Below are 13,305 nucleotides of genomic sequence, written 5' to 3'. Positions count from 1 at the left end.
ATATATATTTAACCATTTCAATAATAATAATTATAAAATTTAAACACATTTTCATAAAATATATGATAATATATATATATTTGTAATTAACTAAACCTTAACAAATAACTATTATGAAAAAAAATTTACTTAATTTATTTTTTTTATTTACAGGGCTAATAGTACAAGCCCAAATTGCTGACGGTAGTGCAGCACCTGACTTTACTGCTACTGATACAGATGGCAACACACATACTCTATCTACTTATTTAAATAGCGGTAAAAATGTAATCATGGATGTTTCTGCAACATGGTGTGGACCTTGTTGGGGATTTCACCAAGCAGAAACTTTAAAAAAATTACATTATGCATATGGCCCAGATGGTTCAGATGAGATCGTAGTTTTATTTATAGAAGGTGACGGATCTACCAATATGGCCGATTTATTAGGACAGACAAACTCATCTCAAGGAGATTGGTTATCACACACCCCTTATCCTGTATTAGACAATGCTAGTATTGCGAGTAGTTATCAAGTTGCATACTTCCCAACATTATATGGAATATGTTCTTCTAACAATAATGTTTACGAAGTAGGAGTTACTAACAACACACAAACTGCATACTCAACGCCTTCAGAGATATTAGCTAAAATGGATAATTTTTGCGGAGCTTCAAATGTGGTTGGTGTACCAAATCATGGAATGTTAGAATTACAAAGTAATCAAATTTATGTTTGTAATAATAACAACGTAAGCGTTCCTTTTAGTGTTACAAATTATGGAAATAATAATATAACAACTGCTACTATCGTCTTAAAGGAAAATGGAACTATTATAAGTACTGAAAACTTTACAGGCTCTCTAAATCAATTTGATAAAGGTTCCGCTAACTTTGATAATATAGCGATTAATCTTAATGCAAGTTATACTGCAGAATTAACTGAAATTAATGGGCAAACTCCTCATAATACCTCTCAAAATATGGTTGTCAGAGATTATGAAGTTTTACCTTCCGAAGAAGCTTCTACCAATATAACAATAAATGTTAGAACAGATCAATATCCTACTGAAATTAGTTGGGAGCTCAAAGATAGTTCAGGAACTATTGTAGCTAGTGATGGTCCATACTCTGGAAATCCAGACGGAGGAGGATCGAATGCAAATACCATAAAAACATACAATGTAAGTTTGCCTGCAGCTTTTGACTGTTATGATGTCGTTTATAAAGATTCTTATGGTGACGGTTGGGGAAGCAACCCAGATGCAGGAATAGAAATTGTCTCAGAAGGAGAAATAATTTATAGAGAAAATGTGGGTAATTTTGGAAGTACTTTTGAAAGAGGTTCTGCTATTAATGTAAGCAGTCTTGAAGCAGGTAGTTTTGATAATAATGATATCACTATTTACCCTAACCCTTCTTCAGGAAGTATTTTTGTTAGCCAATTAGATCAATACAATATGAATATATATGATGTTACTGGTAAACAAGTTTTTGCTAAAAAAGCACTTGGAGCTAATGAGGAAATAAATTTGTCTTTTTTAGAAAACGGAATCTACTTCGTTAAGGTCCAGTCAAACGAAAAACAAAATACAATTAAATTAATTTTAAAATAATTACTACTAATTAATATGGATTTGCTATATAATTACCAAATCCATATTAATTTTTAAGACCCAAATACCATGAAAAAAACAATCTTATTTATCGTTGCCATATGTTTTATTGCTATTGGAAATGCCCAAATCACAATAACCGAAGAAGGAGGTGCACCTATTGTAAATAATGAAACCTATTATTACTCTAATTTAGGAGTTGAGCTTCCTATATTTATAAGTAATGAAGGAAATGACACTGCCTATATTTTAGCAGAACTCGTAAATATGGAAAACGCATCTGGAAATAATCTACAGTTTTGTTTAGGCGGCACCTGCTATGCTGTTATAGCGGAAGGTAATACCTATCCCCTTAATGGTCCTTTAACATTGCAACCTGGCGGTAACAATGGTTTATTTGACCACTTCTTCAATAATTATTCTGGAGATAACACCAATGCGCCTGTAGAATATACATTTAGGTTTTACGAAGTAGATGTTAATGGGAATGAACTAGGAGATATTGTAACATTTACTTACACCTATGATGCTTCTTTGCACTCTTCAAACTATAGCCTAGAAAACTTAGGAGTTGTTTTAAATTCATCCATTATTACAAACGACATTTCTTTTTCAACTAAAGAAAATGTTACTATTAATGTTTATGACCTTAACGGAAAGCAAATAAAGTCTCAAAATTTTGCACATGGTGCACACAATTTAAATACATCACAATTGAATACAGGGGTTTACTTAGTTAAGTTTAATACCCTTAACGGAAAACAAGCTACCACTAAAATCATTAAGAAGTAATCAATTATGAAGTTTTCTAAATACATATTACTCCTCTTACTTTCTATTATCACAATTTTTAGTTGCTCTGAAAGCTATGACATATTACCTTCAGATCAACCCATTTTAATTACCGCCAATAACACTACAAGTCTTATTGGAAATAGTGTAGAATTTAAAGCTACTAAAGATGGAGAAGATATAACAGATCAAACATTATTCTATATTAACGATGAATTAATTGAAGGTAATGTTTATACTTCTTCTTCAATAGGAGAATATGTTGCAAAAGCTGAATATGATAGTTTCTTCTCTGAATCATTAATTATAACTTATCACGATGGTTCAGAAATTAATTTTAAGAAAAGGGTTCTTATTGAAGATTACACAGGGACTTGGTGCGGCTATTGCACTAGAGTAGCCCATGCTATTGAGGAAGTTTTTTCAAATACAGATGATGCTGTAGCCGTAGCAATTCATAGAGATAGTTCAAATCCCAGCAGTGGAACTTATGACCCATTTAATTATGATGCTTCTGATTTAGAAAATACATTGGAAGCTGTTGGTTATCCAAAGGGTTTTCTTAACCGAAAAACTCTATGGAAAAGTCCTGAACCGGACCATGTTACACAAGTATTGGAACTAACTCAAGGAGAAAATCCTAAGTTAGGAATAGCGATTGATAATGAGGTAGTTAACAACAACATCAATCTGAATGTAAAAATTAAGAAAGCTAAAAATTTTAATGAGCTTAAATTAGTCGTCTATATATTAGAAAACGGATTAATTTACTCTCAAAAAAATTACACTACGTATTATGATGCAGTGAACCCCGTACCAGATTTTGAGCATAATCATGTGCTAAGAGAAACTGTAACTAATTTAATGGGAGACACTATTCCTCTTGATGAGTTTGAAAATGATGAGTATTCGATTTCTTATTCGTTAAACATTCCTTCAAATATTGAAAATATTGATAACATAGAGTTTGTTGCATTCGTTATTGATAAAGACGGAAATGCAATTAATGTTAGAAAAAGTGAAAAAAATACGACACAAGAGTTTGAGCAAATATAGAATCTAACAGATCTAAAAAAAGGCTAAGACGTAAGTTTTAGCCTTTTTTTCTACCTTATAAAAACTGGTTCTGATTCATTTTTTGTTTCAGCTTCACTGTATTGATAACCATCATAATCAAATTTCTTTAAGTCATTTAAAGATTGAGCGTTATGATCCAGAATAAATCTAACCATACTTCCTCGTGCTTTTTTAGCAAAAAAACTGATGATCTTCAACTTACCGTTTTTAAAATCTTTAAAAACTGGGCTTACAAGTTTAGCTTTAATTTCCTTTTTCTGAATCACTTTAAAGTACTCATTGCTTGCAAGATTAATTAGTAATTCATCAGAAGACATTTCTTCATTTAAAGTTTTAGTTACTTTGTCTCCCCAAAATTCGTATAAGTTTTTATGACGTTGGATAGGCAATTTAGTACCCATTTCTAAACGGTACGGCTGAATAAGATCTAAAGGTTTTAAAATTCCGTAAAGACCTGAAAGTATTCGTAAATCACTTTGAAGCTTATCAATTTTATTATTAGGGATGGTATAAGCGTCTATTCCCGTATAAACATCGCCATCGAACATATAAATTGCAGGTCTAGAATTTTGAGGCTCTTTAGTTTCTTCAAAATCTTGATAACGCTGATAATTCAAATCGGTTAACTTCTCACTTATACTCATTAAGTCAGAAATTTCCTTTTTAGTAAGTCTAGCAAGTTTTTTATTAACTTGTATAGCCTCATCTAGAAAATGAGGAGTAGTATTTTTTTTTGTAGGCAGATCACTTTCGAGATCTAGTGATTTGGCAGGTGAAACAAGTATTTTCATGTCTATTTTTGAATAAAGATAAGCATTTCGGTAAATTCGAAAGAAACCTTTTCCTTTGAAATACACATAAGACTATTTATAAAATCTATTTGCAATAGGGATAGTAGCGGCATCCTTTTGTGAAGCAAAGCGAAACAAAAGATATAGCGGATAGCCTGGCTTTTTTGTAAAAAAAAGATTGCCCTAATCTAAAACTTCCTTTTGGTTTTTTGCATAATTTCTCCATCGTTCTACACAAGCTTCAATATCTTGCGGAACTGGAGAATTAAAACTCATCCACTTCTTAGTTTTAGGATGTTCAAATCCTAATGTTTTGGCGTGTAGGGCTTGCCTCGGCAATACCTTGAAACAATTATCTACAAATTGTTTATACTTAGTAAATGAAGTTCCTTTTAAGATTCTTTCTCCCCCATAACGTTCATCATTAAATAATGTATGTCCTATATGTTTCATATGCACCCTAATTTGATGAGTACGACCTGTTTCTAATCGACAAGAAACTAAAGTAACATAACCAAAGCGTTCTAAGACTTTATAGTGAGTGACTGCAGGTTTTCCTTTTTCTGCATCTTCTCCAAAATAAACCGTATTTTGTAATCTATTTTTAGGGTGCCTTCCAATATTTCCTTCTACGGTTCCTTCATCATCTTCTACATTCCCCCATACTAAAGCAACATATTCCCTTTCACTAGTTTTATTAAAAAACTGTTTAGAAAGATGTGTCATAGCCTCTTCAGTTTTAGCTACCACAAGTAAACCACTTGTATCTTTATCTATTCTATGCACAAGTCCTGGCCTATCACTACTATTATTAGGTAGATTATCAAAATGATAAATCAATGCGTTAATAAGAGTTCCCGAATAATTTCCATGCCCAGGATGTACTACCATTCCCGGCTGTTTATTTACTATTAAAACAGTATCATCTTCATAAATAATATCTAATGGAATATTTTCTGGAGTTAACAAAAACTCATAAGGTGGATGCTCAAACATGACTTTTACTTCATCTTCGGCTTTTACTTTATAATTTTGCTTAACAGTTTTTCCGTTTACAAAAACATTTCCATCTTTAGCTGCTTGTTGAATTTTATTTCGAGTAGCATTTTCAACGAAATTCATTAAAAACTTATCTACTCTTAAAGGCTCTTGACCTTTGGAAGCAACAAAATGATAATGCTCATAAAGTTCATCATTTTCGTCATTTATAATCTCTTCTTGGTTGCTCATTAAAATAAGTATTAATTTTCGCTATTGTAATTGCGAGTTCCGTCACCTAATACCAAATCTATGGTAGAAGTTTTCATTAGCTTATCCCCTTCTTTAAGAAGGTTTCCTTTATGTCTCATTTCTAAAACAGCATTTTCAGCTATATTTGGTTTATAGGTAATATCTCCTATTTTAAAACCTAAAGACCTTAAAGTAGGTTCTACTTGCCGTTGTGTTCTTCCTAGTAAATTAGGGATCTCAATTTTATTATAGCCAGAAGGATTTAAGGTAAGGTAAATCATTCTATTTTCTTTCACCAAACTACCAGGTTTAGGCACTTGCTCTATAACAGAATATTTAGGGTAATCGGGATTATAATTAGCGGAGTCTAAAATATCTCTTCTCAAATCTACCTCCACTAATTTTTTATCTACAACATCTAAGGAGAGTTTAGAAAGGTTTGGCACCTCAATTCTTTGATCATGGTTAGTCGTATAATCTAACCACTGCATGGCACCAAACACAAGAATAACAATAACGATTAACGCTATACCTAACTGTATTAAAAATGCTTTACTGAATAAAAATTTTACAAAGCTCATTATTATAACAAATTATTGAGCAAAGATATAAAAACACCCGTATTTTTGCAGTGATTTAACAAGTGATATTATTATATTATCCAATAATGATTTTATGAAAAAGAAAACAATAGCTATCGCTATGGGTGGTTATTCTAGCGAAGCTGAAATCTCTATTAAAAGTGGACAGCTTGTCTATGATTATATCGACAAAGATAGATTTAATGCTTATAAAGTTCACATTTTAGAAAAAGAGTGGTTTGTAATTACAGATGAAAATAAAAAACACCCTATTGATAAATCTGATTTTTCTACCACTATAGATGGAATAAAAATAAATTTTGACTGTGTGTTTAATATCATTCACGGAACACCTGGTGAGGATGGTTTATTCGCAGCATACTTAGAAACTGTAAATAAAAAGCAAACCTCTTGTGATTATTATCAATCAGCGCTGACTTTTAACAAGAGAGATTGTATAAGTGTTTTAAATGCTTATCATATAAAAACTGCAACAAATTACTTCATTAATAAAGGTGATAATATTAATGAAAAAGAAATTATTAATAAAGTTGGTTTACCTTGTTTTGTAAAAGCTAATAAAGCAGGCAGTAGTTTTGGAATCTCAAAGGTTAAAAAACAAGAAGATTTATTAAAAGCTATTGAGTTTTCATTTAAAGAAGACGAAGAAGTGATCATAGAATCTTTTTTAGACGGAATCGAAGTTTCAGTGGGAGTTATCGATTATAAAGGAGAGGTTATTGCATTACCAGTTACCGAGATCATATCTGAGAATGAGTTTTTTGATTATGAAGCAAAATATTTAGGGCAATCTCAAGAAATAACCCCTGCAAATATTTCTAAAAAGCTAACCTTAGAAGTTCAGGAGTTAGGCGTGAAAATTTTTAAAACTTTAAAACTAAAAGGTTTAACAAGAGCAGAGTTTATTTTTCATAATAACGAACCTCACTTTTTAGAAGTGAATACCTGTCCAGGGTTAAGTGAAGCTAGTATTTTACCACAACAAGCCAAAGCAGCCGGAATTACTTTAAAAGAATTATTTACTAATGTTATTGAAAATGCATTGGAGTAGCTAAAAATAACTTCCACATTATTTAGTATATTCAAGAAAATAAAAGTTTATGAGAAGAGCAGTTTTTCCAGGATCTTTTGATCCTATTACTTTGGGACATTATGATATTATAGAGAGAAGTCTTCAGCTGTTTGATGAAGTTATTTTAGCTATTGGCGTCAATGCCGATAAAAAGTATATGTTTTCATTAGAAGAAAGAAAGCAGTTTATAAAAGAAGCTTTTAAAGAAGAGCCTAAAATTAAGGTAAAAACTTACCAAGGCTTAACTGTCGATTTCTGTATTAAAGAGAATGCACAATTTATACTGAGAGGACTTAGAAACCCTGCGGACTTTGAGTTTGAAAAAGCTATAGCTCACACCAATAGAAAATTAGAGAAAATAGAAACCGTTTTTTTACTAACCTCTAGTGGTAAAAGTTATATTTCATCTTCTATTGTAAGAGATGTGATTAGAAATAAAGGAGATTACACTATGTTAGTACCAGATTCCGTTCGTGTTAAACTTTAAAAAATTTTAAAATAAAACATAAAAAAAGCTCCCAAATTGGGAGCTTTTTTATTTAGTAAGATAAGTTAAACTTATTGCTTAACTACTTTCTTAGTAATATTTCCTTCGTTAGTGTTGATAGTTAATAAGTAAACACCAGAAGCTAAAGAAGAAGTATTAATAGTATTATTAGCAGAAACTTCTACTTGAGTTCCTTTACCTAAAATATTGTACATAGTAGCACCTTCGATTTGAATAGAAGAAGGAACAGTTACATTTAATACATCATTTACCGGGTTAGGGTATAAAGAAACCTGAGAAGCAATTGCGCTATCTAAAGCTAAAGAACCACTACCTACTAAATCTAAAACTGCATTATTATTTGGAAAGTTCCCTAAGCTTGCAACAGGAGTTGGAGTAGTAATACCACATCCATCAACTGAAGTTAAATAAGTTGGCTCGTTTTGACCTGCACCGTTAATACCAACTCTTACATCGTAGTTGTCTGGTGTCTCTGGAGCGTCTGGCATATCTACAGCAACGATGATTTCTGTCGTAGCAGGTAAAGTTATAGCGTTTTCTAATCTCGCTTCAACAAGTACTTCATCTTCAGCTACAGAAGTTTGAAGAGCTATTGAACCTATTTCTGTTAACTCGCCACCAGGAAAAGCTGCAGAACTAATATAAAATCTTACAGTGTAATCGTGTGTAGGGTTATTTCCAGAAAAATCACTAAACTGAATAAAGAAATTAGCTCCTTCAATATTGAAATCTCCAGTATAACCAAAATCAGATGGTGTATAGTTTCTGTACCATATGTTATCACTAGTACTTTCATCTCCAGTACCAGGTGTTTCATCTGGATCTGACGCGCAAGCTACTCCACCACCATCTGTAAAGGTGTTATCTGCAGAGTGAGATAATACATCTTGAGCATTCATAAACGTAGAAACTGCAAAAGCTGCAGCCAATAATGTAATTTTTTTCATTTTAATTCGGGTTTATAAGTTTATAAGAGACTAAATTACTAATTTAGTTTCAAAAAACAATTCTTTTTTACGAAAATTTCATTACTTATGAAAAAAATAATAATCCTAGCCTTAGCAGTAATAGCGCTAACTAGCTGCGATTTATCCAAATACAAATTAACCAAAGAGTATAATTTCTCTACTGTTTTTGAAAAATCAAAAGGAGTAGAAACAGCTACTTATCAAGAAGTCATTAAATTTTATAAAGATTTAGATGAGACCTTTACCAGTATTGAAATGCAAGAAATAGGCACTACCGATAGTGGTAAACCCTTACATTTAGTTATTTACAATCCTGAAAGTAATTTTAACTGGGAAAAAATTCACGAGAATAAAACGGTTTTACTTATCAATAATGGGATTCATCCTGGAGAAAGCGATGGTATAGATGCTACCATGCTCATGTTAAGAGATTTTGCCAAAGATTCAGTAGAAGCGCCAAAAAACACAATTATAGCTACTATCCCAATATATAATATTGGCGGTGCTTTAAACCGAAATAGCACTTCAAGAACAAACCAAAACGGACCTAAGGAGTATGGTTTCCGTGGTAACGCAAGAAATTACGATCTTAATCGAGATTTCATTAAAATGGATTCTAAAAACGCTTTCGCTTTCGCGGAAATTTTTCATAAGATAAACCCAGATGTCTTTATTGACAACCACGTGAGTAATGGAGCAGATTATCAATATACCTTAACTCATCTTTTAACACAGCATAATAAGCTTTCGGGGGCATTAGGAGAGTATCTAAAAAAAGACTTTATGACTCAGTTAGAAGATAGCTTAGCAGTCAAAAGTTTACCCATTACTCCTTATGTAAATGTATTTAATGAAGTTCCCGAAAAAGGCTTTTCACAATTTAATGATCACCCAAGATACTCTACAGGGTATACTACTTTATGGAATACTTTAGGTCTTATGATTGAAACTCATATGCTAAAACCCTATAAAGAAAGAGTCGAGAATACTTACCAGCTTATGCTTACTACGGTAGATATAATTGAAAACAGTAACGGCAAAATAAAAACTTTAAGAAAAGAGAATCTACAAGAATTTAAAAACGCTAATCAATATTTTTATAATTACACGGTAAATAAGGATACACTTACTACTATAGATTTTAGAGGTTATGAAGCAGAAATTGTTAAAAGTGAAGTTACAGGACAGAATCGATTAAAATACAATAAAGAAAAACCTTTTGTAAAAGAAATTGATTATTACGATTTCTTCAAACCTCAAGATAGTGTTATAATTCCTCAAGCATATATAATTCCGCAAGGATGGTGGATGATCAAGGAAAGACTTTTAGCAAATAACATTGATGTTAAGACTTTAGAAAAAGACAGTTTAATTGAAGTAGAAAGTTATAGAATTACAGATTTTGAAACCTCTCCTACTCCTTACGAGGGTCATTACTTACATAAAAACACATCTGTTTCTGCTTCCGTAAAGAAAGTGCTGTTTAGAAAAGGAGATTTAATAGTTAATACCCGTCAAGACGGAATGAGATATTTATTAGAAACTTTAGAACCTACGGCTGTAGATTCTTTTTTTAATTGGAATTTCTTCGATACTATACTACAGCAAAAAGAAGGCTTCTCTCCGTATGTATTTGAAGATATAGCTTTAGAGTTTTTAAATAACAACTCTTCCGTGAAAAAGGAATTTGAAGAAAAAAAATCTAAAGACAGGAGTTTTAGAAACAATTGGTATGCACAATTAGACTGGATTCATAAAAAGAGTCCTAATTATGAAGAAGCTCATTTAAACTATCCTATTTTTAGGGTGCTGAATTAAATATTCCTTTGGGAACAACAGCTTAATATTTTCATAAGATTTCTTAAGAGCCTTTTGACTTTGCTCAAAATCTTTCCATTTTACTTTGGTGATTCCTTCCTTTTCTTGGGGAACTAATTCACCTTCATAGCTAGTTTTCATCTCGAACCAATGAGTTTCTTTTAGTTTATATTTACCGTTTCGTTTGAGTATGTGATAGGTAGTTTGCAGGAACTTGGTAATCTCTAAGCCTTCAACCATCGTTTCTTCTTCTACTTCACGTATAGAAGTTTCTTCGATAGTTTCTTTCTTTTCAGCTTTCCCCTTAGGCAAATCCCATCTCCCATTACGTTTTATAAATAAAATTTCTCCTTTTTGATTATATACCATTCCGCCACCAGCTACAATGGTTTTCAGCTTTTTCTTTAAGATTTTGAGAAGCTTTTCCTCTTTTTCGTGATAAAGATTTACATAAAAAAGTTCTCCTTTACTTACTTTTTTAATAATACGTTTTATCTTCGCCTTTTTAATTGGGATAGAGGTATATTGACTTCCTATTTCTTTTTCGGTTGAAAGAATTAACGGAATATCATTTACAAAAACTTTATACATTTTATAGTATGATTTTAGATAAAGAAACTGCCAAAAAAACAGCTGAGTTACTGTTGCAAATTAAAGCAATTAAATTAAACCCACAAGAACCTTTTACGTGGGCTAGCGGATGGAAATCACCCATCTACTGTGATAACCGTATTATTCTCTCTTATCCTCCTATTCGTAATTTTGTAAGAGACCATATGGCTAAACAGGTAGAAAAAATTTACGGTAAAGCCGATGTCATTGCTGGTGTAGCTACTGGCGCTATTGGAATTGGTATGTTAGTTGCCGAATATTTAGGCGTTCCTTTTATATACGTTAGACCAGAAGCTAAGAAGCACGGGAGACAAAACCAAATTGAAGGTCATTTAGAAAGCGGACAAAGTGTTGTGGTAATTGAAGACCTAATAAGCACAGGAAAAAGTAGCCTTAATGCTGTTAAAGCTTTAAAAGAAGCTAACGCTAACGTAAAAGGGATGATTGCCATTTTTTCTTATGGTTTTGATGTTGCTGAAGAGAATTTTAAGCAAGAACATCTTGAAGTACACACTCTAAGTAACTACACCTCACTTATTGAGCAAGCTTACGAAACCAATTATTTAAACAAAAAAGAGTTAGAAACGCTTCAAGAGTGGAGAGTAGATCCTTCTAATTGGAGTCCAAAACTATAATTATGCATTTAGAAAGCGAAAAAAACACCGTAAATAAGAGTCAGGAAGAGTTATTTAACTTCCTTACGGAAGTAAAAAACTACGAAACCATTATGCCAGACTCTATTCAAAAGTTTGAGGTAAAAGGAGAAGATAGCTTTTTATTTCAGTTAAAAGGAATGCCAGAAATAAAACTTCTTATTAAAGAGAAAACACCTTTCAATCAAGTTATTTTAGGCGCAAAGAGTGAAAAACTTCCTTTTACTCTTACCGCAAATATTACTGAAATCGCTTCCGCGGAAAGCGAAGTACAACTCATTTTTGACGGAGAATTTAATGCTATGATGGCCATGATGATTAAATCTCCTTTAAAGAACTTTATCAATACTTTAAGTCAGAATATGGGGAAACTCTAGTAAAGTAACTTTATTTCCTTTATCTCAAAAGACTTTAAAATATGGTCTTCAAACAAGATTTCTAACAAACCTTGTTTGGAGACTTTTTTTATAATCCCTGTCGTTCTTTCTCCATTAGGAAACTCAAAAGTAGAAGCCTTCCCTATTCTAAATAAATTTTCATGATATTTTTCTAATATAGCTTCAATAGAATACGGTAAGAACTCATAAATATCATCTTCTATTTGTTTTACCAATTTTTTTAGTACATAATCCAAATCATAATGTATGCCTGTTAGTTGTTTTAATGATGACGCTCTATACATTTTATCAAAATCTTCCTGGTTTACATTTAGCCCAATACCTATAATACTCGCATTAATTTTTTGATTACTATACATATTTTCGATAAGAACGCCACAAATTTTAAAACTCTCTGCCAATATGTCGTTTGGCCATTTTACCTTTAAATTAGTTATCCCTAATTGCTTCAAAACTTTTAATATAGCTAAAGAGGTAATAGCACTTAATTTAAATTGATTTTCTATTTTTAAATTCAAACCTTCTAGAAGTACGCTAAAAGTGAGGTTCTTACCTTCTTGGGAAATCCAATTTGCACCCATTTGCCCTCTCCCATTAGTTTGATTTTCAGCAACGACATAGCAGTTTTTAATATTGGGGTTTGCTCTATATAGTTCTCTCAAATAAAGATTTGTTGAGGGGGTGGTATGAACTTTGATACTCTTCATAAAAAAAGTGTTGAAAATAGAACGATAAGTTTTTGTTAACAATGCAAAAAAAGAGCAAAAAAACATAACTTTGCACAAAACAAATAAATTTAATGGTAAAAACTGAAAATAACACAGACCAACTCTTAACTCAAATCATAAAAGGTATTGAAGACGTTAAGGGTAACGACATCCAAATATTAGATCTTCGCAAGATTGAAAATACGGTTTGTGACTATTTTGTAATTTGTAATGGTAATTCTAACACCCAAGTAAACGCCATAGTTAACTCTGTTCAAAAAGGCGTTAGCAAATCTTTAAAAGATAAGCCGTGGCACGTTGAAGGTACAGAAAATGCAGAATGGGTTCTTATTGACTACGTTAATGTAGTAGTTCACGTTTTTCAAAAGCATATTAGAGAGTTTTACGACATCGAAGGGCTTTGGGGAGATGCCAAGACGACCACCATTCCAACAAATTACTAAAAATACTAGCACCCACAC

At 31.9% G+C, this 13,305-nt stretch carries 15 protein-coding genes; 9 read left to right on the top strand and 6 right to left on the bottom strand.

What is annotated here, in order from left to right:
* Window positions 1–113 precede the first annotated feature (113 nt).
* The 3 genes from LX95_RS10375 (at window position 114) to LX95_RS10365 (ending at window position 3,443) form a co-directional block, all read left to right on the top strand.
* Window positions 114–1,595 carry a peroxiredoxin family protein gene (locus tag LX95_RS10375; protein WP_111541375.1) on the top strand — a complete coding sequence of 494 codons (1,482 nt, stop codon included), beginning with the start codon at window positions 114–116 and terminating at the stop codon, window positions 1,593–1,595.
* 69 nt (window positions 1,596–1,664) lie between these two features.
* Window positions 1,665–2,387, top strand: a complete 723-nt coding sequence (locus LX95_RS10370; protein ID WP_111541374.1) for a T9SS type A sorting domain-containing protein — start codon at window positions 1,665–1,667, stop codon at window positions 2,385–2,387.
* Between the two features lie 6 nt (window positions 2,388–2,393).
* Window positions 2,394–3,443: an Omp28-related outer membrane protein gene (locus LX95_RS10365; RefSeq protein WP_111541373.1), complete on the top strand. Its 1,050-nt coding sequence runs from the start codon at window positions 2,394–2,396 to the stop codon at window positions 3,441–3,443.
* A 50-nt stretch (window positions 3,444–3,493) separates the two neighbouring features.
* Here the strand turns inward: LX95_RS10365 and yaaA are convergent, their stop codons facing one another.
* The 3 genes from yaaA to LX95_RS10350 all read right to left on the bottom strand — a co-directional run bounded on the left by yaaA (window position 3,494) and on the right by LX95_RS10350 (window position 6,066).
* Window positions 3,494–4,255, bottom strand: a complete 762-nt coding sequence (gene yaaA, locus LX95_RS10360; RefSeq protein ID WP_111541372.1) for a peroxide stress protein YaaA — start codon at window positions 4,253–4,255, stop codon at window positions 3,494–3,496.
* A 183-nt stretch (window positions 4,256–4,438) separates the two neighbouring features.
* The gene (locus LX95_RS10355; protein ID WP_111541371.1) at window positions 4,439–5,485 is read right to left on the bottom strand and encodes an RluA family pseudouridine synthase; all 1,047 of its coding nucleotides are present in this window, start codon (window positions 5,483–5,485) and stop codon (window positions 4,439–4,441) included.
* 11 nt (window positions 5,486–5,496) lie between these two features.
* Window positions 5,497–6,066 (bottom strand): PASTA domain-containing protein, encoded by a 570-nt coding sequence (locus tag LX95_RS10350; protein WP_111541370.1) that lies wholly within the window; start codon window positions 6,064–6,066, stop codon window positions 5,497–5,499.
* A gap of 94 nt (window positions 6,067–6,160) precedes the next feature.
* Between LX95_RS10350 and LX95_RS10345 the strand changes: the two genes are divergently transcribed.
* Window positions 6,161–7,138, top strand: coding sequence for a D-alanine--D-alanine ligase (locus LX95_RS10345; RefSeq protein WP_111541369.1), 978 nt, complete (start codon window positions 6,161–6,163; stop codon window positions 7,136–7,138).
* A 49-nt stretch (window positions 7,139–7,187) separates the two neighbouring features.
* Window positions 7,188–7,646 (top strand): pantetheine-phosphate adenylyltransferase, encoded by a 459-nt coding sequence (gene coaD / locus LX95_RS10340; RefSeq protein ID WP_111541368.1) that lies wholly within the window; start codon window positions 7,188–7,190, stop codon window positions 7,644–7,646.
* A 71-nt stretch (window positions 7,647–7,717) separates the two neighbouring features.
* Here coaD and LX95_RS10335 read toward each other — a convergent pair whose 3' ends face one another.
* The gene (locus tag LX95_RS10335) at window positions 7,718–8,614 is read right to left on the bottom strand and encodes a T9SS type A sorting domain-containing protein (RefSeq protein ID WP_111541367.1); all 897 of its coding nucleotides are present in this window, start codon (window positions 8,612–8,614) and stop codon (window positions 7,718–7,720) included.
* Window positions 8,615–8,701: 87 nt separating this feature from the next.
* Here LX95_RS10335 and LX95_RS10330 point away from each other — a divergent pair, with 87 nt between their 5' ends.
* Complete coding sequence (locus tag LX95_RS10330) at window positions 8,702–10,453, top strand: M14 family metallopeptidase (protein WP_111541366.1); 1,752 nt, start codon at window positions 8,702–8,704, stop codon at window positions 10,451–10,453.
* On the opposite strand, the gene LX95_RS10325 is transcribed toward LX95_RS10330, so the two are convergent.
* Window positions 10,421–11,044: an NUDIX hydrolase gene (locus LX95_RS10325; RefSeq protein ID WP_111541365.1), complete on the bottom strand. Its 624-nt coding sequence runs from the start codon at window positions 11,042–11,044 to the stop codon at window positions 10,421–10,423. The genes LX95_RS10330 and LX95_RS10325 overlap by 33 nt on opposite strands.
* Window positions 11,045–11,052: 8 nt before the next feature.
* Here LX95_RS10325 and pyrE point away from each other — a divergent pair, with 8 nt between their 5' ends.
* Window positions 11,053–11,700 (top strand): orotate phosphoribosyltransferase, encoded by a 648-nt coding sequence (gene pyrE, locus LX95_RS10320; protein WP_111541454.1) that lies wholly within the window; start codon window positions 11,053–11,055, stop codon window positions 11,698–11,700.
* A gap of 2 nt (window positions 11,701–11,702) precedes the next feature.
* Window positions 11,703–12,095, top strand: coding sequence for an SRPBCC family protein (locus LX95_RS10315; protein WP_111541364.1), 393 nt, complete (start codon window positions 11,703–11,705; stop codon window positions 12,093–12,095).
* On the opposite strand, the gene LX95_RS10310 is transcribed toward LX95_RS10315, so the two are convergent.
* Window positions 12,092–12,823, bottom strand: coding sequence for a biotin--[acetyl-CoA-carboxylase] ligase (locus LX95_RS10310; RefSeq protein WP_170116604.1), 732 nt, complete (start codon window positions 12,821–12,823; stop codon window positions 12,092–12,094). The two genes, LX95_RS10315 and LX95_RS10310, sit on opposite strands and share 4 nt — an antisense overlap.
* A 92-nt stretch (window positions 12,824–12,915) precedes the next feature.
* Between LX95_RS10310 and rsfS the strand changes: the two genes are divergently transcribed.
* On the top strand, window positions 12,916–13,287 hold the full coding sequence (gene rsfS, locus LX95_RS10305; RefSeq protein WP_111541362.1) for a ribosome silencing factor: 372 nt from the start codon (window positions 12,916–12,918) through the stop codon (window positions 13,285–13,287).
* The last annotated feature ends 18 nt before the right edge of the window (window positions 13,288–13,305 follow it).

This window comes from Mesonia algae (assembly GCF_003253545.1).
Taxonomy (GTDB): domain Bacteria; phylum Bacteroidota; class Bacteroidia; order Flavobacteriales; family Flavobacteriaceae; genus Mesonia; species Mesonia algae.
The sequence above is the reverse complement of the archived record's forward strand: the minus strand, read 5'-3'. Positions and strand labels throughout refer to the sequence as shown.